General features: G+C 56.4%; 19 protein-coding genes and 2 pseudogenes. 12 read left to right on the top strand and 9 right to left on the bottom strand.

Annotated features, from left to right (window positions below; all coding sequences use genetic code 11):
* The first annotated feature begins 50 nt into the window (after positions 1 to 50).
* The 4 genes from Har1129_RS19775 (at position 51) to Har1129_RS19760 (ending at position 5,019) form a co-directional block, all read left to right on the top strand.
* Entirely contained in the window at positions 51 to 1,319 is a 1,269-nt protein-coding gene (locus Har1129_RS19775) for a Xaa-Pro peptidase family protein (protein ID WP_151102519.1), read from the top strand.
* 91 nt (positions 1,320 to 1,410) lie between these two features.
* Positions 1,411 to 2,415 (top strand): LLM class flavin-dependent oxidoreductase, encoded by a 1,005-nt coding sequence (locus tag Har1129_RS19770; RefSeq protein ID WP_151102518.1) that lies wholly within the window; start codon positions 1,411 to 1,413, stop codon positions 2,413 to 2,415.
* 165 nt (positions 2,416 to 2,580) lie between these two features.
* Complete coding sequence (locus Har1129_RS19765; RefSeq protein WP_151102517.1) at positions 2,581 to 2,964, top strand: PaaI family thioesterase; 384 nt, start codon at positions 2,581 to 2,583, stop codon at positions 2,962 to 2,964.
* 54 nt (positions 2,965 to 3,018) lie between these two features.
* Positions 3,019 to 5,019 carry an AMP-binding protein gene (locus tag Har1129_RS19760; RefSeq protein WP_151102516.1) on the top strand — a complete coding sequence of 667 codons (2,001 nt, stop codon included), beginning with the start codon at positions 3,019 to 3,021 and terminating at the stop codon, positions 5,017 to 5,019.
* A 113-nt stretch (positions 5,020 to 5,132) separates the two neighbouring features.
* Here the strand turns inward: Har1129_RS19760 and npdG are convergent, their stop codons facing one another.
* Both npdG and Har1129_RS19750 read right to left on the bottom strand, forming a co-directional pair.
* On the bottom strand, positions 5,133 to 5,804 hold the full coding sequence (npdG, locus tag Har1129_RS19755; RefSeq protein WP_151102515.1) for an NADPH-dependent F420 reductase: 672 nt from the start codon (positions 5,802 to 5,804) through the stop codon (positions 5,133 to 5,135).
* A 135-nt stretch (positions 5,805 to 5,939) separates the two neighbouring features.
* The gene (locus tag Har1129_RS19750; RefSeq protein WP_151102514.1) at positions 5,940 to 7,301 is read right to left on the bottom strand and encodes an NAD-dependent succinate-semialdehyde dehydrogenase; all 1,362 of its coding nucleotides are present in this window, start codon (positions 7,299 to 7,301) and stop codon (positions 5,940 to 5,942) included.
* Positions 7,302 to 7,405: 104 nt separating this feature from the next.
* Here Har1129_RS19750 and Har1129_RS19745 point away from each other — a divergent pair, with 104 nt between their 5' ends.
* Both Har1129_RS19745 and Har1129_RS19740 read left to right on the top strand, forming a co-directional pair.
* Positions 7,406 to 8,125 (top strand): EthD family reductase, encoded by a 720-nt coding sequence (locus Har1129_RS19745; RefSeq protein ID WP_191906215.1) that lies wholly within the window; start codon positions 7,406 to 7,408, stop codon positions 8,123 to 8,125.
* Between the two features lies 1 nt (position 8,126).
* The gene (locus Har1129_RS19740) at positions 8,127 to 8,711 is read left to right on the top strand and encodes an HD domain-containing protein (protein ID WP_151102512.1); all 585 of its coding nucleotides are present in this window, start codon (positions 8,127 to 8,129) and stop codon (positions 8,709 to 8,711) included.
* Between the two features lie 576 nt (positions 8,712 to 9,287).
* On the opposite strand, the gene Har1129_RS19735 is transcribed toward Har1129_RS19740, so the two are convergent.
* From Har1129_RS19735 to Har1129_RS19720, 4 genes are all read right to left on the bottom strand, one after another.
* On the bottom strand, positions 9,288 to 10,346 hold the full coding sequence (locus Har1129_RS19735; protein WP_151102511.1) for a glucose 1-dehydrogenase: 1,059 nt from the start codon (positions 10,344 to 10,346) through the stop codon (positions 9,288 to 9,290).
* A gap of 453 nt (positions 10,347 to 10,799) precedes the next feature.
* On the bottom strand, positions 10,800 to 11,546 hold the full coding sequence (locus Har1129_RS19730) for an IclR family transcriptional regulator (protein ID WP_151102510.1): 747 nt from the start codon (positions 11,544 to 11,546) through the stop codon (positions 10,800 to 10,802).
* Between the two features lie 52 nt (positions 11,547 to 11,598).
* Entirely contained in the window at positions 11,599 to 12,747 is a 1,149-nt protein-coding gene (dgoD, locus tag Har1129_RS19725; protein WP_151102509.1) for a galactonate dehydratase, read from the bottom strand.
* 242 nt (positions 12,748 to 12,989) lie between these two features.
* Positions 12,990 to 13,997 carry an SIS domain-containing protein gene (locus Har1129_RS19720; RefSeq protein ID WP_151102508.1) on the bottom strand — a complete coding sequence of 336 codons (1,008 nt, stop codon included), beginning with the start codon at positions 13,995 to 13,997 and terminating at the stop codon, positions 12,990 to 12,992.
* 235 nt (positions 13,998 to 14,232) lie between these two features.
* Between Har1129_RS19720 and Har1129_RS19715 the strand changes: the two genes are divergently transcribed.
* From Har1129_RS19715 to nagZ, 4 genes are all read left to right on the top strand, one after another.
* Positions 14,233 to 15,600 carry an extracellular solute-binding protein gene (locus Har1129_RS19715; RefSeq protein WP_191906216.1) on the top strand — a complete coding sequence of 456 codons (1,368 nt, stop codon included), beginning with the start codon at positions 14,233 to 14,235 and terminating at the stop codon, positions 15,598 to 15,600.
* Positions 15,601 to 15,849: 249 nt separating this feature from the next.
* Complete coding sequence (locus Har1129_RS19710) at positions 15,850 to 16,710, top strand: carbohydrate ABC transporter permease (RefSeq protein WP_151102507.1); 861 nt, start codon at positions 15,850 to 15,852, stop codon at positions 16,708 to 16,710.
* 1 nt (position 16,711) lies between these two features.
* Positions 16,712 to 17,629, top strand: a complete 918-nt coding sequence (locus Har1129_RS19705; RefSeq protein ID WP_151102506.1) for a carbohydrate ABC transporter permease — start codon at positions 16,712 to 16,714, stop codon at positions 17,627 to 17,629.
* Between the two features lie 99 nt (positions 17,630 to 17,728).
* Positions 17,729 to 19,276, top strand: a complete 1,548-nt coding sequence (gene nagZ, locus Har1129_RS19700; protein ID WP_151102505.1) for a beta-N-acetylhexosaminidase — start codon at positions 17,729 to 17,731, stop codon at positions 19,274 to 19,276.
* A 39-nt stretch (positions 19,277 to 19,315) separates the two neighbouring features.
* On the opposite strand, the pseudogene Har1129_RS19695 reads toward nagZ, so the two are convergent.
* Positions 19,316 to 19,579 (bottom strand): annotated as a pseudogene (locus Har1129_RS19695) (PIG-L family deacetylase); the annotation flags it as partial.
* 53 nt (positions 19,580 to 19,632) lie between these two features.
* Between Har1129_RS19695 and Har1129_RS19690 the strand changes: the two are divergent.
* Positions 19,633 to 20,625, top strand: coding sequence for a transposase (locus Har1129_RS19690; RefSeq protein WP_151098964.1), 993 nt, complete (start codon positions 19,633 to 19,635; stop codon positions 20,623 to 20,625).
* Between the two features lie 21 nt (positions 20,626 to 20,646).
* Here Har1129_RS19690 and Har1129_RS19685 read toward each other — a convergent pair.
* Both Har1129_RS19685 and Har1129_RS19680 read right to left on the bottom strand, forming a co-directional pair.
* Positions 20,647 to 21,096, bottom strand: a pseudogene (locus tag Har1129_RS19685) (PIG-L deacetylase family protein); the annotation flags it as partial.
* A gap of 44 nt (positions 21,097 to 21,140) precedes the next feature.
* The gene (locus Har1129_RS19680) at positions 21,141 to 22,358 is read right to left on the bottom strand and encodes an aminotransferase class V-fold PLP-dependent enzyme (RefSeq protein WP_151102504.1); all 1,218 of its coding nucleotides are present in this window, start codon (positions 22,356 to 22,358) and stop codon (positions 21,141 to 21,143) included.
* A gap of 131 nt (positions 22,359 to 22,489) precedes the next feature.
* On the opposite strand from Har1129_RS19680, the gene Har1129_RS19675 reads away from it, so the two are divergent.
* The gene (locus tag Har1129_RS19675; protein WP_151102503.1) at positions 22,490 to 23,620 is read left to right on the top strand and encodes an ABC transporter ATP-binding protein; all 1,131 of its coding nucleotides are present in this window, start codon (positions 22,490 to 22,492) and stop codon (positions 23,618 to 23,620) included.
* The last annotated feature ends 246 nt before the right edge of the window (positions 23,621 to 23,866 follow it).

The raw sequence follows: 23,866 nt of genomic DNA, 5'->3' as shown, positions 1-23,866 counted from the left end.
ATCGCCCTGAACCCAGTGTTTGATTAGGGACCTCGCTGTACGCATAGGTGATGTACGAGCGCGACTTCATGGAAGGAACGCGTGGCACCATGGCCGTCGACTGGGAAGAACGGATTAACGTCCAGCGGATGCGGCGCGAGCGCAAAGAACGAGCGCTCGACCGACTGCAGGACTCCGAACTGGGGTCGATGCTGCTGATCAACGACCCGAATGTTCGGTACGTCACCGGGCTGGCGATGACCGGTGGGAGCGGGGCAGACCACTATACACTCCTGACCGAAGACGGCGATGTCGTCCACTGGGACACCGCGGACCACGCATCGAACCAGCGGTTCAACTGTCCGTGGCTCGACGACATCCGCTATGCCTGCCCCGGACTCGGCAACGTTCCCCGGGCGTCAGGTAGCGCCTCCGCGCGTGACTGGCTCAAAGACAAGATGGCCGAGACAGTGTACACCGCCATGGAGGAGTACGGTGTCGACCGGGAGCCGATGGGCATCGACGTGGGGAACGGGACGCTCATCGAGAAGTTCGAGAACCGCGGCGTCGATGTCGACACCAGTGCGGCGACTGATATCATGCTCGACGCGCGAAAGACCAAGACGCGTGACGAGGTCGAGTGTCTGCGACAGGTCGCTGCCATCTGTGAGGCAGGCTTCCAGAAGATCACCGAGAGTGCAAAACCGGGCAAGCGCGAATCAGAAGTCTGGGGCGATGCGGTCGGCGAACTCTGGGGCCACGGCGCAATGGCCCAAGGTGGCTACGTTACCTCTGGCCCGAACACTTGGCCGAAACACCAAGCGAACACGACCGACCGAATGATTCGGCCGAACGACCTCGTCTACGCTGATTTCTACAACATCGGCTATCTCGGCTATCGCTCCTGTTACTACCGCACGTTCAGCATGGGCGAACCGACGCAGGCACAGAAAGACGCCTACGAAAAAGCGCGCGACGACCTCTATGACGTCCTCGAGCGAATCGAGCCGGGGGCCACGACCGACGAGATCTGCAAGGGCTTCCCCGACAGGGACGGCGAGCATATGGACTGGTACGACGCAGACGAGTTCTGGCAGATGACGACCAACCACTGGGCGCATGGGCTGGGACTGCAGCTCTATGAAACGCCGCTCATCTGGCGCGGGCTCTCGCCGGACCACCCGATCGAAATCGAGGAGGGCATGACGATGGCTGTCGAGACGATGCAACCCGCGGAGCGACAGGGTGTCCGCGTCGAGGAGATGGTCGTCGTCCGCGAGAACGGCGTCGAAATCCTCAGTGAGTGGCCCGTTTCGGAGATCACTCGGATCGACTACTGAGCTGACCGGCAAGCACCGCGGCCGGTCTCACGCACTGTTCGGTTGCCGGCGTGCCACTACCGTTAAGTCAGTCGCGCCGTAACGAAAATGTATGCAACTGGGAACAGGCCTGTTTACCTGTCAGCAGCGCCCGGACGACGACCGCGAAACCAGCGAGATTTACGACGAAATGCTCGAACTGGGTGAAGTGATCGACAACGCAGGGCTCGATAGCGCCTGGGTCTCAGAGCATCACTTCCTCGACGACGACTATCTGTCGGGCGTCACCCCGGCGCTTGGCGCGTTGGCTGCAGTCACCGAAAACATCGAAATCGGGTCCTGTATCGCACTCGCGCCGCTGTATGACTCAATCCGGCTCGCCGAGGATATCGCAACAGTCGACCAGCTCTCCGGTGGCCGAACAACGCTTGGGATGGCGATCGGTTCCAACGTCTCCGAGTTTGACGCCTTCGGGATTCCCGACGACGAACGGGCCGAACGGCTAGCCGACACGGTCGACACACTTCGAGGTGCTTGGTCTGACGGGCCACTTGACTACGACCCGGAGTTCCACGACATCTCACCGGATATCACTGTGACACCGAAGCCTGCACACGACGTTCCGCTCATGCTCGGCGGGGCGTCGCGACCTGCCGTCCGGCGGGCCGCCCGGACCGCTGACGCGTGGTGTGCCCCGTCGTCGCTGTCAGTCGATGGCGTCCGGAAGCGCGTCGAGGACATCCGAAACGTCCGTGAGGACGAGGACATCGAGGGCGACTTTCAGGTGTACGTCCTCCAGCACGGGTTCATCGGTGACTCCCGCGAGGACGCATGGGCGCAGATGCGTGACGGCTACCTCTACATCCAGCGCCGGTACGAGGAGATATTCTCCGGCGAGACGGTTGCGGAACTCGACGAGGAGCGCAAGCAGGAACTCAAAGAACAGGCGATCTTCGGGACACCCGAGCAAGTCACAGCTGAACTCGAAGCGTACCGCGAGGCGCTGGGCGACGACATTCACTTCATCTTCCGGACCTACCACCCCGGAGCTGGAACGCAGGAGATGGCCGAGTGCATCCGTCGACTGGGTGAAGAGGTGCAGCCGAAGGTCAGCTAAGGACTGCTCCGTCGTGTCGGTGACTGTCGAGACACCGGATATCGTCCGGCTTGGAGGGACTGAAACAGCACGACCACTGCTGACTCACTCAGCGTCAACCGTGTGTTTCGGAACCCTGTGAACACCAATACTTATTCCCCCTGCGGAAAAACCGAACGGATGAGTATGGACATCGAAGCATTCTTCGAGAACATGCCGTTTGCCGACCTGCTCGATATCGAGATAACCACCGTCGATAACGGGCACGCCGAAGGCCACATCGAAATGCGCGAGGACCTGTCGTGGAACGAGGAGCAGATAATGGCCCACGGCGGTGTGACGTTCACCCTCGCCGACACTGTTGGTGGGGCCGCTCTCGTATCCCTCGTCGAACAGCCGGTGCCGACCATCGATATGCGCATCGATTACCTCGAAGCCGGAACAGGGGACCTCAGGGCGGAAGCGGACGTGGTTCGCAACGGTGGTGACGTTGGCGTCGTCAGTGTCGAAGTGTACGCCGAAGACGGTGCACAGGTCGCGGATGCACGCGGCGTCTACAAGACCGGATAGCCCGATTGCAGCAACTGAACAGCTTCTGTACACTGCCACAGCCAGTTGAACCCAATGTCAGACTCACTCACAGCACTCGACGAGGTACGTTACGAACCGAGCGAGACGTTCGTTACCCAGAGCAACGTCTACGCGTTCATGCAAAAGCACGGCATCGAGACCTTCGAAGACCTCCACAGGCGGACGGTCACCGATATCGACGGTGAACCGGCATCCGGACTTGACTGGTTCTGGGATGAGGTCGTCGACTATCTCGATCTGGAATTTTACGAGGCGTACGAGCAAGTCCGCGATGACACAGACGGCCCGCAGTTCACGGACTGGTACGTCGGTGGGGAGCTCAACATCGCTCACAACGTCGTCGACCGTCATGCAGCCCCTGACTCGGAGACGCGAAATACGGTTGCGACAATCTGGGAAGGCGAGGACGGAGAGGTTCGTGAAGTCACCTATCACGAACTCCACCAACAGGCCAATCGCGTCGCCAATGCACTCAAAGAGCGTGGGATCGGAACCGGCGATACCGTCGGGCTGTATATGCCAATGGTCCCGGAAATCGTCCCATTGCTGTATGGCTGTTTCAAGGTCGGTGCGATTGCTGTCCCTATTTTCTCCGGTTTCGGGGTCGACGCGACAGCAACCCGCATCGAAGACGCCGAGTGTTCAGTCCTGTTCACCGGTGATGGCTTCTACCGGCGGGGAAGCGAAATCGACCTGAAGTCGGCCGCGGACGAGGCTATCGAAGTGGCCGGCCACGTCGAACATACCATCGTCTATAATCGGCTGGGTTCTACGGAGTCTGGGCTCTCATGGGACCCGACTCGTGACGAGTGGTGGGCGGATGCGGTCAGCTCCCAACCGGACGACTACGAGACGCAGTCACTCCCCGCTGACCACGAGTCGATGCTACTCTACTCCTCCGGGACAACGGGCAAACCGAAAGGCATCGTCCACACACACGCTGGCGGGCTCGTCCAACCGGCAAAGGAGATCTTCTTCTCGTTCGATCACAAGCCCGCAGACCGCTTCTTCTGGGTCTCGGACATCGGCTGGATGATGGGTCCGTGGACGCTGATCGGCAATCACGCCCACGGTGGGACCGTCTTCATGTACGAAGGAGCGCCCGACTATCCCGAACCGGACCGGTTCTGGGAGATGATCGACACCCACAATCTGTCGGTATTCGGGATTTCACCGACAGCGATTCGTGCGCTCCAGAAACACGGCGACGAGTGGCTGGATGGCCACGACCTTTCGACGTTGCGCCTGTTGGGTTCGACCGGTGAGCCGTGGGACCCGGACTCATGGAAGTGGTTTCTGGAGAACGTCGGCGACGGCACGACACCGATTATGAACATCTCCGGGGGCACAGAGATATTCGGCTGTTTCCTGCAACCGACGCCGCTCCATTCGCTGAAGCCGGGGACGCTCGGTGGGCCGGCACTCGGTATGGATATCGACGTCGTTGATGCACAGGGGACCTCCGTTGCCGACGACCACGAGAAGGGGTATCTGGTCTGCAAGTCGTCAGCGCCGTCGATGACAAAATCGCTGTGGAGCGGTGACGAGCGGTACCTCGAAGAGTACTGGTCGCGGTTCGGCGATATGTGGGACCACGGCGACTGGGCGCAAAAAGACGAGGACGGGTTCTGGTTCTTACACGGTCGTTCGGACGACGTGCTCAACGTCGCTGGCCGGAAAGTCGGCCCGGCCGAGGTCGAGAGTGCACTTATCGAACACAGTGCAGTAAACGCCGCTGTTGCGATCGGAGCGGACGACGAAACGAAGGGGACTGCGGTTGTCACATACGTCATCCTCAGCGAGGGCTACGAGGCGTCAGACGCCCTGCGCGAGACGCTGCGCACGCAGGTCGGGACAGCGCTCGGCAAGCCGTTCCGTCCACGCGAGGTCCGCTTCGTCGATGCGTTCCCGGAGACCCAGTCAGGGAAGATCGTGCGGCGAATCATCCAGAACGTCTACGAAGGCGCAGAACTTGGGGACCTCTCGAGTATCGAGAACCCCGACGCAATCGACGAAATCGACAATGCACGGTGAAGTAATCCACCGTGTGGTTGCGACTGGTTGCAGAGACAAGCAATAGCGAGGGCGAGACGACCTCGCTACGCTACTATTTTCACCACGGCGGGGGACAGGAGTGCAGCCGAAGTCTATGTAAAGCTGACACCGACATCGTGCATATCCTCGTTGTAGCGAGCGATATTGATGAGCAGTGGCGTCAGGCTCTCGACTTCCGCGGCGTTCGAAAGCGGGCCAGCAGGAATCGGGCGGACACCCTCAAGGTCAGCAGTGAGCGCCACGACTCGGTCGCTGATCGCCGGCTCGTCCGCGACTACCAGCGTATCCACGTCAAGCGTGGCCTCCAGATCCGCCAGCCGGTCCGCTGCGAGGTTGTGGAACGCGCCGGCCACTGGAACCGATTCAGGGGCCCGCTCAGCGACAAACTCAGTAACACTCCCCGTCGACGGCGGTCGGTAGTGGAGTCCATCCTCGTCACCTTTCATCCCGACAGCAGGGCTAATGAGCAGTTGGTCCGAGAGCACGTCATCCTCAGTCAGTGCTTCGACTGTATCGCCAACGTGGTGTGGTGGAATGGCCAGAATAACCACGTCTGCACCCGCCGCGGCGCTACTGTTGTCTGCCCCGTTAATTCCAGTCTCGACACCGTGCTCGGACAACTGCTCTTCGTACGCTCTCGCTCGCTCACTGGCTTTCGCAGCGTCCCGCGAGCCGACCGTAATCGTATGGTCCGTGTCGGAGGCAAACCGCATCGCGAGTCCTTCGCCGATATCACCAGTACCGCCCAGTATGGCTAACTCCATGGACTCGCATACCACCCCTTGAAACAAGAAGCTTTGTCCTGTTACACTACTCGCTGGCTACCGTACGCTGATGCCGGCAAGTGCGAACCGGGTACGTCGATAGTACAAATACCGGCCAGTGTCAAACGCGGATCGTTATTCGGTCCAGACAGTCTTTTTGTTGACAAACTCTTTCATTCCCATCTCTGAGAGCTCACGACCGTAGCCGGCGTCTTTGATGCCGCCGAACGGGACCCGTGGATCTGATTTGGTCATCTCGTTGATGTAGACACAGCCCGCGGAGATATCTCGTGCCAGACGCTGGCCGCGGTCCCGGTCCGCAGTCCAGAGACTCGCACCCAGACCAAATCGGGTGTCGTTCGCGACTGCAATTGCTTCCTCAGCATCGGCGACCTCGTAGACGGTCGCCACTGGTCCAAACGTCTCTTCGGTGTCAGCAGGGCATCCCGAAGGAACATCAGTCAGTACTGTCGGGGGATAGAAGGCACCAGCCCGGTCAAGCGGCTCACCACCAGTCAGCAACGTTGCACCGTCAGCAACACTAGCCTGTACCTGCTCGTGGAGTTCGGCCATCAGGTCCGGGTCCGCCTGTGGACCGACATCGGTTTCTTCTGACAGAGGGTCACCGAGAGTGAGGTCTTCAAAGGCAGCGACGAGTCGGTCAACGTATTCCTCGTAGACAGCCGTGTGAACAATAAAGCGCTTGGCAGCGATACACGATTGTCCACCGTTTAGCGTCCGTGCTTGCACCCCCGTCTCAAGGGCAGCATCGAGGTCTGCGTCATCGAGGACGATAAACGGATCAGACCCACCGAGTTCCAGCACAGTCTTTTTCAGATGCTTACCGGCTGTTTCGGCGACAGCACGACCGGCAGGGCCGCTTCCGGTAAGGGTCGCCGCGCGGACACGGTCGTCTGCGAGAATGCCGTCGACGGTACTGGAGTCAACTAACAGCGTTTGAAACGCGCCTTCAGGATAGCCGGCCTTGGTAAACACTTCTTCGAGCGCGAGCGCACAGCCAGGAACGTTTGAGGCGTGTTTGAGGAGGCCAACGTTGCCGGCAGTGAGATAGGGGGCAGCAAAGCGAATGACTTGCCAGAACGGATAGTTCCAAGGCATCACCGCAAGCACTGGCCCGAGCGGGTCATGGACTGTCTTTACTTCTGTCCCCGGTGGACTGGGATGGTGTTCCTCGGAGAGGTACGTGTGTGCGTATTCGGCGTAGTGGTCGCATGCCCATGCACACTTTTCGATTTCAGCGATAGCTTGTGTGATCGGTTTGCCCATCTCCCGGGTCATCAGCTCAGCGTACCGCTGTTTGTTCTCCCGGAGGACCTCACTGGCGTTGATAAGCAATTGCTCGCGCTCACGCAACGAGACATCCCGCCACTCCTCAAAGGTCGATGCAGCGCGGTCCAACTTTCGTTCGACCGCCGCATCGCCATCAGGCTCGTACCGGTCCAGCCGCTCGCCCGTAGCCGGGTTGACTGCTTCCATATCGGTTCAGATGTCGGCGGCAGACATATATTAATCTTTACTGACCTACATTTGTTGACAGGACTTACCGTTAGCTTTTATGTTCATAGATCAGAAACGTGCTGATGATGTACAAGCACGTAGCCCTGCTAGTCAGACAGGACGGTATGTCTCACGAGGAGTTCGTCGATTACTGGCAGACCAACCACACGCCAATCGCGACGGATATCGAAGGCGTCGTTCGCTACCAGCAAGTCCTTCCAACAGAGCCAGCACACGCCGAATTCGACGGACTGGCGGAACTATACTTCGAGACGCTTGACGACCTGCACGAGGCGCTTGGCAGTCCCGGCTCCCGAGACTATGACCCAACCAAAGAGATCGCCGCAAAGGCCCGCGAGGACGTGAACAACTTCCTCGCTGTCGAGGAGCGGCCGCGTATCATCGGCGAAGAGATCGTCCAGAAAGACGAGGTTGGCGGCGACACTGACGGCCTCTACAAGCACTCGGCGTTTCTCGTCCGACAGGACGACATGACACACGAGGAGTTCGTCGACTACTGGCAGACGAATCACACTCCAATCGCCCGTGAGATCGAGGGCGTCGTCAAGTACAATACGGTCATCCCCACAGACCCCGAGAACGCCGAGTTCGACGGTGTCGCCGAACTCTACTTTGACGACCTCGAAAAGCTATACGACGCGCTCGGTAGCGAAGGATCGCGAGATTATGCTCCTGACAAAGGAAAAGCGAAGGCGGCTCGCGAGGATGTAAATAATTTCTTGGCTATCGACGAACGGCCGCGATTTATCGGTCAGGAGCAACTCATCAAGGATGAGGGGTAGTATGCCTGACTACGAGGAGCAGATCCAGCAGGCGTTCCCGGAACTCGACTACATCTCATCGGAAAGCCTCCGAGAAAGAGTCATCGAGGCATGGGCACTCGCCCTCGAACGCGGTGGCTGGCGCGACATCACTGATATTCCGTACGCTTGGAATATCCACGAAGTGAGTAACGTCAGGCACGTCCGCGGTGTCACCAGAATCGCGCGGGAAGCCGCTATCGAACAGCAGGAGTTCCATGGTGCAGACCCTGATATCGATGTCATCGTGGCGGCGACGTTACTGCACGACGTCGGAAAGTGTTATGAGTACGTTGACTTTGTCGAGGACGAGAAGCTAATCGATCCGGACCCCAGATACGCAACTGAAGAGGTCCCACACTCTCTGTCAGGCTATGCGCTTGCTCACGAGGTCGGTTGTCCGCTGGCTGTTCAGCGGGCGATTCCGCACTTCATCGGCGAAATCCCGACACGAACACTCGAAGCCGAACTCGTCAAAAGTGCGAACTCCGCGTCTTCGAACGCGATTACGCAGTCAACGATGGGTATCACGCTTCAAGAGTGGGTCGATGAGTACTCCCAGACGTAACCAGTGGCGGGAGCGATAGCGGTCTCTGCCGAGGACTTGGCCGGCGGAGTTAGTAGTTCGTAGCTACCGGTCGCAACTGCGTGATCCAAGCTCTCGTGACAGTTGAGAGCGTCGAGTTCGACGCTAAGCGAAGCCACTACCCACCGGATATCCGCACTCACACTTTGAGATGGTAGTGCGACACGGCACAGTGTGTCAGCTGCCTGTAGAGCCAGAAATTGAGCACACAGTGTCAGCCCTCGAAAGCGTTTTCGAGGAGCGACGAGGCGATAGCCGTGCCTTCAGCAACGATACTATCGACCCTATCGAGCGTACTCTGAGTCAGCAGCATCTAAGTTACGTGTCCGGGAACGATTTTGAGATGTTCGATTTAGTTCTACGTTCTCGCCGAGTAGTAACATCTAAACAGATCAAGATAAGCCACAAGTGTCAGTATATCGTGATTCAGACACCCATAAGATATCCAAATTTGTCTCCCCCAATACAAAGTACAACTTAAACGATTATTGATGTCTGAATCTGGGAGAGATACTACCAGTTAGGTCAAATACAAGGATATAATCCGTTGGCCGCTACTTAGTCGCTGAATTCAATGTACGATTTGATAGTATCCGGTGATTCCTCGAATGCATCCGCAAACTCAGCTACCGAGCACTGGGTCGTCATGATTGATGCAAGGAACCAGTCCGGATATTCTGCAAGTGTATTACAAGCGCGTTTGTAATGCCGGACATTCGAATTCACGCTTCCGAGCAGCGCTTTGTTCTGGAGTACCAACTGCCTGTGGAGAGCCCCGCCATTGACAGTAAAGTCCCAGTCCTCCGGGATTCCGAGGAGGACACCGACCCCGTTTGCACCGAGTGCTTCGACCGTTGAAAACGCGTGTTTTGCGTGCCCCGTCGCCTCGAACACCAGATCCATCGGCTCGTGAACTGTTGGAATCTCATCCACAGCCGTCTGGTGAGAATTGATGTATGTGGCCCCCAGTTCCTCGATAATATCGATGGTCGGGTCTGGCCTTTCACGACGGCCGAGGCAGTACGTTCGTTCACACCGGTCTGTAAGCATCGCTAATGCGAGCAGTCCTAACGGTCCGTTTCCAAGAACGAGCCCGGCAGAATCCTGCCACTCGAAGGTCGACCTCGAACGTTGGGCCAACTCGAGTGCCTTTTCTGCATTACTGATCGGTTCCACGAGAAATCCGACATCCGCCAGCGATTCCGGGATTGAAACGAGAAACGATGCGGGAGTCGTGAAGTACTCGGCCATATAGCCGTGCGCCCCCGAAATCCCCCGTTCGAGATATTCCCCGGGCGGTGCCATATCTGGCTCGCTGTTCTCGAAGAACCGACTCGCTGTGTTTGCTGGCCGCCGGACCGTTGGGACAACGATTTCGCCTTCGGTCAGCGCTGTCCCGTTTGAGGACTCGACGACACCAACGGCCTCGTGCCCCAGTATCTGGTAATCGCTGCCAGCCGGAAACTCACCGTGTGACCCCGATAGCACCTCAAAGTCCGTTCCATCGATACCAACCCGGAGGGTCTTCACGAGCACTTCTCCCTCATCCGGTTCCGGACGCTCGATATCAATGCGCTCTGGACGAGTCTCCCCCTGCTTGACGGCGATTGCATCCATTGTGATAGGTATCCCGTGAGTGAAATCCACCACCCATCAACATTTGAATGTTTCGACCACTAAACAAAGCTACCGCTCGATTTAGTTTCGCATTATGAAACGTTGTTGGGATGCTGGAACCATGATGAACGATAGTCGGCGATAAAAATACGCGGATAAAAGTATGACCGGTACAGTCCCGCTATATTACGATCTGTAGATCTGTGTAAAGTCTAGGCCCAGTTCCGGAACATGGATAATAAGTGTACAGATGTTATCTCCTATCTCAAGCGTCCCGATATAGTTTCTCTAAAAGAAATACTCTATCTCGGATGAATATTTTTGTTGAGACCTGTCTCGGACCTTATTGACACGATCGCAGGTCAGAGACGGCCACAGTTGAACGATAGTTGCTGAGCACTGCTAAATCAAGACGGTCCTGATAGCGCATCCGTGAACAGGAGTGACTCCCGATCAGACCTGCTCGGCATTGAGTTGCCTGACGGCGCTCAGTATCATCCCGGGGACATCCTCTTGTAACCGCTTCCCACTCAGCCGCTCAGCGTGCCCCGCCACGTACACGGCTGCGGTTGTTGACTGGTCCTGAATCGGAACCGCGACGCAATTTACGTCTGCATACTGCTCACGGCGCTCAAACGCGATACCCCGGTCCCGGATATTATCGAGTTCAGCAGTGAGCGTCTGGCGGTCCGTAATCGTGTTTTCGGTCATTGCAGGCAGACCAGTGTGGTCTAGAATAGCTGCAACCTCCGCCGCGTCGGCCGCTGCGAGGATTGCCTTTCCCGGAGCGCTGCAATGAAAACAGGGGGAGTTTACGTGCCTCGGAGAGTCCTCAGCAGCGGTATGATAGACGTCGGCGATCTGCTTTTCGCACTTGATTACCAGTCCGGCTGACTCGCCGGTCGTCGCTGATATCTGGTCGATCTGGGGCTTTGTATCGTGATAGATGGGTGTCTGAGATTTAACGTGTTCGCCGATATCGGCAAACTGTACCGTAAGCTGATAGTCACCAGTGCTCTTTGTAACGTAGCCTGCCTGTAACAGCGTATTCAGGTGTTTGTATGTCGTGCTCCGTGTGTAACCGAGCCGCGAAGCCACTTCTGAGACACCAAGCGCCCCATCGGCATCTCTGAGCACATCAACGATCGCAAACGTCTTCATCGGTGCCGAAAGTGTTGCCGTCTCGGTATCGTCGGGCATACGATAATTAATCCCGTCCATCGCTTAAGTTTTTACTATTGTGAAACGATCGCTACCAGTCGGCGACGCTGCCGTCCTCGTGCCGCCATATCGGGTTATGCCAGTCGAGGTCGGCTTCTGATTTCTCCCGAACCACGTCTAGCGCGACGTCGATACCCAGTCCCGGGCCGTCCAGCGTCTTCAGATAGCCATCGTCGAACGCGAACGGATTCGAATCCAGCAGGTCGTGTGCGGGACTCGTCGTCTGAGAGTGCACATCGAACCCCTGATCCTGTACTAACAGATTCGGGACGACCGTATCGACCTGAATCGATGCAGCCAGTGCAATTGGTCCCAATGGGCAGTTCGGTGCGATAGCGACATCGTGTGATTCCGCCATGTTTGCTAGTTTGACCATCTCTGAAATACCGCCTGCGTGAGAGACGTCAGGCTGAATCACATCAATTGCCCCCGTTTTGAGGAGGTCTTTGTAATCCCATCTCGAGTACAGCCGCTCACCTGCTGCGATGGGTGCGTGTGTCTGAGAAGCGATGTTTGGAAGGTGTTCGATGTTCTCGGGAAGCACTGGCTCCTCAATGAACATCGGCTCGACGGCTTCGAGGCGGTTAATAAGCGTCTTCGCCATCGATTTTGACACTCGCCCTCTGAAATCGATCCCGAGGTCCACTCGGTCATCCACCGCTGTTCGAACGTGCTGAATTCGTTCTGTGATCTCGTCGAGCGACGCTCTCGTTTCGATGAATCGCGTCTGATTCGTCGCATCCATCTTGAGCGCGGTGTAGCCAGCCTCAGCTAACCGCGTCGCTTCTGCAGCGACATCCTCTGGCCGGTCACCACCGATCCACTTGTACACTCTCACTTTGTCTCGGCTTTTGCCACCCAGCAGTTCGTACACAGGTGCATCGAAGTGTTTCCCCTTGATATCCCAGAGAGCCTGATTGATACCAGCAATGGCAGACATCAGGATCGGTCCGCCGCGATAGAATCCGCCCCGGTACAGCGCTTGCCAGTGGTCCTCAATTCTAAACGGATCTTTGCCGATGAGGTACTGGTCAAGCATCTCCTCGACCGCCGCTCGAACTGTTTTAGCTCTGCCCTCGATAACGGGCTCACCCCAGCCCAGAAGTCCGGTGTTGGTTTCTAGTTTCAAGAAAACCCAGCGGGGAGGAATTTCGAACAGTTCGTATCCAGTGATTTGCATGATACTCTATCGTATCCGGAGTGTGATTAATCTTCATGATATAATTGGCATAATCTAGCTACTGCAGCGATTAAATACCGGTTGTGAACACCTGTATCATGACTTCCGACGCCGCTTTCCGATGTCTACAGGGTTCAAGCACTCCCGAGAGTGGAAAGAACGAGCCAAGTCGGTAGATGCGGTTCAAACGGTACTCATTACCAGCTGCTATGTGGTAGTCGCTGGGCTCGCCGGTGAACCCGTTATCTCAGTGCGCTCCACTCGACGTGTTTCGAGAGTTCTGGTGGATCATCTGGGTCGTACCCCTTCTTCATGGCCGTCTGATACGTGAGCGATTGCAGGATCTTTAACGGAACTATCGGGTGTTCTGGTGCTTGGGTTGGAAGTTCGATTGAGATATCCCCGCCATAGTCGTTCGTTGGCCGCCGCAGGACAATTGTGGTAACTCCGGCGTCGTGTAGCTTCGATACTACCTCGCTGGTCAGAGATGACTTCGGTTCTTGGGTAGCGACGATGAGTGCCGGCTCACCGGCAGCGTTTGCGATTGGACCGTGGCTGATTTCGGGCGTCGGGAGTGCTGTCGTATGCAACAGTGCTCCCTCGCCGAACTTCGTCGCAGCCTCGCCTGCAAGTCCATATTCGATTCCCTGTCCGAGAGTGTAGAGTGTTTTCGCCTCCGCGAGGACAGCAACGGCTGGCTGGAAATCTCGGTTGATTACGTTCCGGCACGTGCGTTGCAACTCACTCGGTGCGCGCTCGCTATATTTGCTTCCGAGCAACGAGAACGTCAGCATCAACGCGGCGTCGACTGTTTTGGTTGCAAGGACGGCCTTCTCAGTTCCCGCCGGTGTGACAAGGACCTCATCCGCTACTGACCCTAGCGTCGAATCGTCGCTGTTTGTAATACCGAGAACAGCCGCACCCCTATCTTTTGCCTGTCGAGCCGCTGAAACGGTTTCAGATGTCTCTCCGGACTGAGAGTAGGCGACGACAACCGTTCGGTCAGTAATCGGGGGACCGGCAAACAGGTATTCTGACGCGGCGTACGCTGTTGCATCGACGCCACTCTGGAAAGACGCATACTGAGCGATCACAGCGGTCCAGTATGAGGAACCACAGCCGATGAAGTGAACCCGGTCCGCTTGCGCAATACGCTTGCGTGGCTCAGAAAGGTCATGCGTGTGCATCTCGAAATTATTCAGTCGGTCGATACCGGAACGGATCTCGTTGTAGACTGCGTGTGTTGTCATATTTCGATTGGGGCCGCACTGCGATCAGTTGTTTCAACGGCAACGCTAGCAGAGGCACTCTCGTCAGCCGGTAACTGTCTGACCGTATTCTCTCTGCAATCACGTAGACTGCTGATTGAGCGCAGTTTCATATAAAACCATGCGATAGGTTTTGTATGCTTCGTGGACAGTGCAACCGGGAACATCATCCTAAACAATTATCTATATATACTACTTGCGTCGTTGGTGATAGCATATGTCAGACAGTAGTTTGCGGAGTGGCAAGCGACGTCGCTTCATCAAAAGCGCCGGAGCGGCAACGGTTGCTCTGCTCGCGGGCTGTCGAGGCAGTGAAAGTACAGAGAGTACCCCCGGAGACGGCGGAGGTGGCGACGCCGGTGTGAGTACCGGGGAGCAATCGAACAATATAACCACCCTCACAGTCCGCCACTTCGTCAATGACCACATTGAGACGTTCTACAAGAAACACAATCCCATACTAAAGAAAGAACACGGAATCAACGTGGATTTCGAGACGATGGGCTGGGGCGTCGCTCGCAAGAAGCAAAACAACAGTATCTCCACCAGAACCGGCCCGGATGTCGAGGAGATCGCATCGACGTGGATGCCACAACAGGTCAATTCCGACGGCTGGATGGACCTCGAAGAGGCAGGCGTCTCACTGCCGACAGACAATATCTACGATTCACCGCTTCAGATAGGCAAGTTCGACGGTGTTCGAGCTGGATTCCCTTGGTTCTGGGGACCCCGTGGGCACATCTATTATAAATCGCTGTTCGAGGAAGCTGGTATCGACGGTCCCCCATCGACGTGGGATGAACTCGCGAATGATGCGACGAAGTACAATAAACGGGCCGAAAAGTGGGAACAGGAGGGCTACAACACGAGATACCTGTTTGGTATTCCCGGTGCGAACAACTGGGCCGTTGTCCAGTACTATATGATGCTCATCTGGCAAAACGGCGGCAGCGTGATTGACGGGTCCAAGCCGACATTTGACAGTGATGCGGCGGTGGAGGCGCTGAATTTCTACAAGGATCTGTCCACAACGCACAAGGCGTCCCCACAGGCGTCAGTCGAGTGGAACGGTGTTGCACGGAACAACGCGTTTAGCAGCAAGCGGATCGCCTCTACGTGGCAGGGGCTCAGGGTTGCCAACGATATCGACGCCGAGCTCGGCGTCGGTAGGCCACCTGCTGGTCCCCGGGGAGAGTCCTCGACCTTCTTCGGAGTGAACCTCATGGGGATCCATCCTTGGACGAAAAAGAAGAGCGAAGCCGCGACGTTCATCGAGTATCTGATGCAGCCAGAAGTCAACGCGGAACTCGCGAAAGGGTCTGGCTTCTTGCCGACCATCAAGAGTAGCTTCGAGCAAGAAGCCTTCCAAGGAGAGCTGTATCAGTCTTTCAGTGAAGACGTGCTGAACAATACAAACGCCAAGACAGCGCCGCAAGTCGTGGGATGGGGTGATGTCTCCGGAGCGATCAAAGGGGCTGTCACGAAGGTACTCACGAAGGCAGCAACAGACTCTTGGTCCGAAGGCGATACCCAGAAAGCACTCCAACAGGCGGCGATGCAGGCAGAGAACGCCCTCCAGAGCTGAGCCCCGAAGACGGACCCTTCCAGTGTGCCTCCGTCCATCTAGTCAGTTATCTATCTATTCTGTACCGACACAGAGGTACTCCGCTGTCGTGCAGAACGGTTAAATACATAGCATAATAATCGATTGTGTATGCTCCTGTCCGCGTACCAGCGAGTCAGACGTCGGCTCCCAGCAGTTCATATCCCGTACGTTAGCTCGTTACCTGCAAGCCAACGGTTTGGACTCAAACTCATTGCTCCGGCCCTCGCAATGATGCTACTCGTCCACGGGATTCCAGTCATTCTGGGGTTCGTTATGAGTTTCTATGAATTCCCATCGCTGAGATATACCGACTGGTTCCGCCCTGAGACGTTTGTCGGACTTGACCACTTCATGAAGGTCTTCCAGAAAGACACGATCTATGGCGCACAGTTCTGGAACTCGCTCAAGGTCACAGTTCTGTATACGGTTGGTTCGGTGATAGGGACGTACGTTCTCGGGCTCGTCACCGCGCTCACCCTCGATAAGCAATTCCGAGGCAAGCTTGTAGCGAGGACCGTAATTCTGATTCCGTATGTGACACCGGTTGTCGTCACGCTTCTTACTTGGCGGATGATGTTCCGGAGCGATACCGGAGTCATCAACGCGTTACTCCGGCAGGCCGGACTCATTGAGGGGTCCCTGTTCTGGCTTCTGGGCCCAAACTCGCTGTATGCGATAATCATCGCGAACGTCTGGCGAAACTTCCCGTATGCGGCAATCATGTTGTACGCTGGACTACAGTCGATTCCCGAACAGTTGTATGAGGCTGCTGAGATAGATGGGGCCGGCCGATGGGGGAAACTGCGGTATGTCACGCTGCCACAGTTGAAGCCCGTCTCTGCCGTCATTCTCCTACTGTTGATCCTCTGGACCTTCATTAACTTCCCCGTTCCGTATATTCTGTTGGGTGGGTCACCGAGTGAATCAGGGAACGTGCTGATGTTACTCATTTACTCCTTTGGCTTCAAACAGAGTGCGTACGGGATCGGGTCCGCACTCAGCGCGATGCTGTTCCTGTTCTCGATGACCATCGCATACGTCTATTACAAGCGCGTCGTGGCGTCAAGCTACGACGGAGGTACTATCTGAGATGCTTAGTTCGCTCATGGCTGCTGTTGGGTCAGAAAAGACGATAGTGCCCGACGAAATGCGGCTAACTGCGGATGGCAAAGAGCTCGTTTACCAACTGCTCTGGCGCTCCGTGCTCATCCTGATTCTCATCTTCGCGATATTCCCCGTCTGGATGATGTTCACGACATCGTTCAAAACTCGCGACGAAGTGCTGCAGCTCGGGCTTGATATAATCCCGACAGACCCCTATGTCCAGAACTACTTCCTGATGTTCCAGCGATTCCCGCTTGTCGACTACTACGTTAACAGCTTGGTCATTTCGAGTGTGACAACAGTCCTCTCGCTGTTTATCGGTGGACTGGCTGCCTACTCGTTGTCGCGATATGAGTTCCCCGGCAAGGAGAAGTTCGAGATGGGGGCACTCGCAACGCAGATGATCCCCGGCGTACTCATCCTCATCCCGATGTTTCTGTTGTTCATCATTATGGACCAGTCCGCGAACGTTCCGATGAAAGACACGTACCATGGAATGATATTCCTCTATACGACGTTTACCGTCCCGTTCACCATCTGGATGCTGCGTGGGTATTTCGACACGATTCCGACCGCACTGGAGGAAGCCGCACGAATCGACGGCTGTACGCGGACACAGGCCCTGTTCCGCGTCGTAATGCCGCTTGCAGCACCGGGGTTAGCCGCGACTGGGATGTTCGTGTTCCTGCTCGCCTTCAATGAGGTGCTTTTCGCGTCGGTCTTGGCGACTGACAACGTTACGCCGTTCTCCATTGGGATTCAGAACTTCCAGCAGCAGGATCAGACGATGTGGGGACAGATGATGGCTGCCTCGACGCTTGCTGCTGTGCCATTGCTCGCGATCTTCGTTGTGTTCCAGCGCCAGATCGTTTCCGGGCTAACCTCCGGGAGTGTCAAGCAGTAATCTTCGGGTCCAGCTTTGTACCGCTTCGCGGTCGCAAACGTAGTTTTATATCCCCAGCACCTCGGATGTTGTTATATGCAGGCGCAGACGGTAGCGAATATGCCAGTAGCACAGAAAGTCGGCCAGTTGTTCATGGCTGGCTTTGAGGGCCCTGAGCCGACTGATGGGGTGCTGGAACTGATTCGTGAGTACAACCTCGGAAACATCATTTATTTCACCAGAAATATTACGTCGCCAGCGCAGGTGGCAGCGCTCTCAGCGGAGTTGCAGTCAGAAGCCACAGCAGTCGGCGCTGGGCTCCCACTGTTCGTCGCCACCGATCAGGAGGGGGGCGTCGTCTCACGCCTCAACTGGGGCACACAACTACCGAGTCAGATGCTCATTGGGGCCTGTGATGACGACGCGATGGCTCGGAAAGCAGGTGCGACCGTCGGACGGGAGCTACGGAGTCTCGGGATAAATCTGAACCTCGCGCCGGTCCTCGACGTCAACAACAACCCAGACAACCCCGTAATCGGTGTCAGGTCCTTCGGGGAAGATCCCGAGCGTGTGGCCGCGCTGGGCACAGCTATGGCTCAGGGCCTCCAGTCTGTGGATGTCGCTGCCTGTGGAAAGCATTTTCCCGGTCATGGTGACACTGCAGTCGATTCACATCTCGATCTGCCGGTAGTTGCCCACGAGCGACCCCGACTGGAACGCGTCGAGTTCGCACCGTTCGAAGCTGCGATACAGCACGGCATCGACGCGATCATGACAACGCACGTCGCATTTCCGTCGATAACGGGCGACGAAGAACTGCCAGCGACGATATCTTCGGCAGTGCAGACAGCGCTTCTTCGCAAGCAATTAGGGTTTAATGGCTTACTCGTTACGGACTGCCTCGAGATGGATGCGATTGCTGAAGGCGTCGGCCCCGCCGAAGGGGCTGTTCGTGCAATCGAGGCCGGGTGTGACATCGTCACTGTTTCGCATACACTTGAGCGACAGCGGGCAGCGATTGAGGCCGTGCTTTCCGCCGTTCGGTCGGGGCGGCTTACCGAGGAACGAATCGACCGGTCGCTACATCGCATCCAGCGCTGTAAACAGCGACGGGTGGGTGAATCTGAGACTATCGAAGTGCCGGAATGGCGTCGCTGTGCGACCGCGTCGAAACAACTCGCAACTGAAATCGCAGACTGTGGGGTAACACTCGTCAGAGATGACAGCGAGACACTACCGTTCGATACGTCACGTCCTCTGCACGTGGTCAGTTTTACCGGGACGCGAGGGTCGCCCGCTGAGGACGAGCGCTACGACCCAGAGGTGATCTCTGCTGCGCTCAGAGAGGTCGGGTTTGATGTTAGGACACAGATCACAACTGGGGACGATACCCTCGATATTGAGGTAAAGAACGAACAGCTGGTGGCTGTTAGTTACGATGCAGTGGCTACCGAGTCACAGGCAGAGACACTCCAGAGGCTCATCGAGCACCACGACCAGTTGGCTGTCCTTGCTGTGCGGAACCCGTATGATCTCTCTATCTGTCCAGACGCAGTTACGTTTTTGACGACGTACGACTACTCGCCCGGCGCGATTCAAGCGGCGGCAAAAACACTGGCAGGGATAGTCGAACCAACGGGGACGCTCCCGGTTACGGTTCCGAAATGAGGAATTTACACCGACAGTGGTCGGGTAGTCTCCGAAACGCTAGCCGAGAAATTCCTGTGCAGACTCATGGAGCGGGACGAACCCCTCCGCACTCCGGGCACCAACCTGTTTACCGAACACGAGATTCTCAGCGCGAAGTCCGTCAATGAGGTTATCGAACTCGGCATCAATGCCGCCGTGCTCGACGAGGAACTCCACCTGAGACTCGTGTTTCTTGATCGCAGTGACCTTTTGTTCGAGATACCCCTCGATATCGATGAACATGGATGGGGTAAACTCCGACGTCGGCTTGCCGAAGTAGTGAGGGTGTCATAGAACGAGTAGCACACCAAAGAGCAGGGTGAACGCTGAGGTGGATGAGTCCAGCGACCCTGCAAGATGATCCTTCGGTAGAGTCGTTCTTCAATGTCGTGGAGACGGAAACGTTAGCGTTGTTTGAGCACCTCTCCTTCGAGTTTCTCGAAGGGTTCGACGTGTTCGCCCCGGCAAAGACGGGGCGAACACGAGACCACGAACCACCAGAGCTGATGCGTGGCTTTCTCCACTGCTACTACAAGGACATTTACGGCATTCGTCCGGTTGAGCGGGAGCTTCGGAACACGGTTGTTTGGCTGAGCTGTGGCTTCGATCGACCGCCGTCGAGAGACGCGGTCGATCGCTTTCTCACCGACCTCGAACACGTCGTCAACGAGGTCTTTGACCGACTCGTCGAGCAGGCCGCCCGACGCGGCCTGCTCGACTTGACCTACTGTATCGATTCAACCGACGTGAGGGCGATGCCCACCGATCCAGACGCGTCGAAGTGCTACGATCCAACCGACGACGAGTACTACTACGGCTACGGTTGCACGATCGTCTCGACCGGGCAAAAGATCCCGATTGCAGCCGAGTTCACCGAGAGCAAACAAGCACCGGAAGAGACGGCGATGCGCGTCACACGTGACGCGCTCGCCGTTGAGCAACCAATCTGGATGGTTGGTGACAGCGCCTACGACACGCTCGACTGGCACGACCACCTGCTGACCGCAGGGGTCGTGCCAGTCGCTCCGTACAACGCGCGAAACACTGATGACCCGAAAGACATCGAGTACAGGATCGAAGACCGCATCGAGGAACACAGTGAGGGCGTCCAGCTGAAGCAATCAATCCTAGACGAGACGTACAACCGCCGTACTGGCGTCGAACGAACCAACGAATCAGTGAAGGACTGCGGCCTCGGGCGAACGCACGCCCGAGGCCGCGTCCACGCACGATCGCAGGTGTTTCTTGCTCTGTGCCTTCGCCTCGTCGTCGCTATCACCAACTACGAACGCGGAGACAATCCGGGAAGCACGATCATCACGGTGTGACAAGAGTTCTATGACACCCTCGAAGTAGTAGATATTGTCCGGGTCACAGGGTTCGAAGTCCGTCTCAACGAGGGGTAGCGAAGCCATGTAGTACGCGTCCGTAACTAACCGTGACGTCGCTCGGTGGTCGGGATGCATATCGTCTTTATAATGCGTGAGGATGATATCCGGGTCATACTTCCGGATGACATCCACCATCTCGAAACGGTTCTCAAGGGAGTAAGTGATCCGCCCGTCTCTGAACTCGAGAAACGCGACTTCTGATGCGCCTAACACCGCTCCCGAGGCGCGAGCCTCCTGTTCGCGGACGCTCGCGACCGCCTCCTGTGAGTCCGTTCGCAGCCCGCCGTATTCTCCGCGAGTCATGTGTACGATGCTGACCTCGTCACCACGTTCAGCGTGCTTTGCTATCGTACCGCCACAGAAGACGTCTGCGTCGTCTGGGTGGGCAACTACTACGAGGACGTCCATGCTATGCTATGGTATTATAAGTTATTATTTATATCTTTTCTTTATTACAGATGTGTGAGCAGGCGGTCGACGACGTACGCAGCATCGTCTTCGTCAAGGCACATTGGGTTGAGAACGATCGCTCCCTCGTCTATACGGTCCTCACCGACATACACACGCGGGTCCTCACACTGAAGTTCTGACACCAAACCAGCTGTTGAGAGGGTGGATTGGGAGTGACTGATATCCACAATGACCCGAGGAGCAACGCTCTGCTCACCGCCAGCGACAACTGTGGTCTCTACGCCCGCTGCCTCGAGTTGGCTCGCCATCTTCTGTGCGAGGTTCTCCCACTCGGCAACAAGCGCTTCCTGATCCTCCTCAATGAATAGTTCCAGCGCGCGAATGAGGCCGACAAGTTCCTCTTTACCGACCTTGAGCGACCGCCCGATTCCCTGTCTTGGAACCCCGTCGAACCGTTCCGTATCAATAAGCGAACTGGGTGGGTTCCAGACCCGACTATCGACGTGCATATCTTGATGCTGCACCGCGATTGAGCGGATATACCGGCGTTTGCCGGCGATGATACCCGTCGTCTGTGGACCGCGGATGCCTTTGCCACCACTGAACACGACCATGTCTGCTCCCTGCTCGATGAAACGAGAGAGGTTCTCAATGGGCGGCACCTCAGCGGCAGCGTCGACAATCACGGGAACGTCGTGTCGGTGTGCAATCTCTGAGACAGTCGATAGTTTTGGTTGTGTGTATGTCTTCTGTACGTACGCAATTCCAGCAGTGTTTTCGTGGATAGCGCTTTCGATTTCCCAAGGTTCCACATTTGTTGCGCCAGTACCGAGGTGGTGATCATTTGTTCCGACATCAACGATGTTTGCGCCAGCCGCTCGCAGCGCGTGGTCGTATCCCGTCCGGTGAGTCCGGGGCATCACGATGTCGTTTGGTGCGTCTGTCGGATGTGGTAACTCCGACATAGTCTTCGGGTCGTCCCCCGCAATCGCAGCAGCCGCGGCCAACAGCAGACCGGCTTCGGCACCCGGCGAAACGTATCCGGCTTCAGACCCAGCGATTTCAGCGATCTGTTCGGACGCCTTTGCCTCTAGGTCGCTCAGCTGGACGAATTCGTCGGCAGCAGCACGCATGGCTTCCGCGGCTTCCTCTCGAATAAGGCTGCCGCCGATCCGCGTTTTTGTTCCCGCTGCATTGATGACTGGTGTGACACCCAGTTGACGATACACCGACTCAGACTCTGTTGTGAATGAGACCATAGTTGTACGCTTGTCACTACCGCTAGTCCTGTATACGAACTCAAACCCTCTCCAAGTATATGAAAGGTTCCCATCTGTAATCGAACAACACAAACTATTATATATCTCTGTGGAACAATAACAGGTATCGCATGGCACAGTTAGAGCTTGATAACCTTGTCAAGACGTTCGCTGATGGGAATGATGAGGTTGTCGCTGTCGATACGGTGAATATGTCGCTGAACGACGGTGAGTTTCTGGTACTCGTCGGCCCATCCGGGTGTGGGAAGTCCACAACCTTGCGGATGGTTGCCGGGCTTGAGACGGTAACTGAGGGTGATATTTTGATCGGTGATGAGTCTGTTATCGGCAAGGAACCCCGCGAACGTGATATCGCGATGGTGTTTCAGAACTACGCACTCTATCCACATATGACCGCAAAGGAGAATATGTCGTTTGGGTTGAAGATGACGACAGATATGGATACAGAGACGATTGAACAGCGTGTCACCGAGACAGCCGAGATGATGGGCATCAGAGACCTCCTTGATGATCCGCCAAAAGAGCTATCTGGTGGCCAGCAACAGCGAGTGGCTCTTGGGAGGGCGATCGTCCGGGACCCAGCGGTGTTCTTGATGGACGAGCCACTGAGCAATCTGGATGCCAAACTCCGAACGAAAATGCGGACCGAACTAAAGAGCCTCCAGAACGAGCTCGACGTTACGACCATCTATGTCACCCACGACCAGACCGAGGCAATGACGATGGGCGACCGTATCGCTATTCTGGATGACGGAGTGTTACAGCAGGTTGGAACACCACTAGAGTGTTATCACCGTCCAGCCAATCGGTTTGTTGCCGGATTTATCGGGTCGCCCTCGATGAACTTCATTCCTGTCGCTGTCGAGGACGGAACACTAGTCCATCAAGAGTTCACCTATGCGCTATCTGCCGAAACCGCCGCCCAGCTTGACGGGTACGAGGACATCACTCTCGGTGTGCGGCCTGAAGACATTCAGCTCAGCACCGCGACAGGGCCGGAACAGACAGTTACCGCGACTGTCGACGTCGTCGAGCCGCTTGGAGATCTGTTTCATGTGTACGTGACGATTGACGGGCAGCAGTATACGGTTACCGTCGAGGATGGATCAGCCCTCGGGAATGGAGTCACGGTCGGATTGAAGTTCCCAGAAAGCGTCATCCATCTCTTTGATTCGGCCTCCGGCACTGCAATCAAAAACAGTGAAACAGAAATCGACGAAGAGAGTCCGGTTGCGGCCTGATTTTTCTCAGTCTGTGCTGATTGGTAGTACGTGAGTCGCGAAGACAACCGAGAGAAACTGGTGGCTGTAACGACTAGGAAAGTACGCAGTCGGTCCTCTGAAAGCAGGACCGACTGACGATTTACTCTGATAGACGCTTCCACAGCATTCAACATTCGCTCTCTGCGGGCAAGTTTGAGAGTTTATTTCGTAATATGAAAAATATCCGGGCAACCACCAGAAGCAGCTTGCAAGCCGAAATCACTT

This window comes from Haloarcula sp. CBA1129, from assembly GCF_008729015.1.
In the GTDB taxonomy this organism is placed as follows: Archaea; Halobacteriota; Halobacteria; order Halobacteriales; family Haloarculaceae; genus Haloarcula.
The sequence above is the reverse complement of the archived record's forward strand: the minus strand, read 5'-3'. Positions and strand labels throughout refer to the sequence as shown.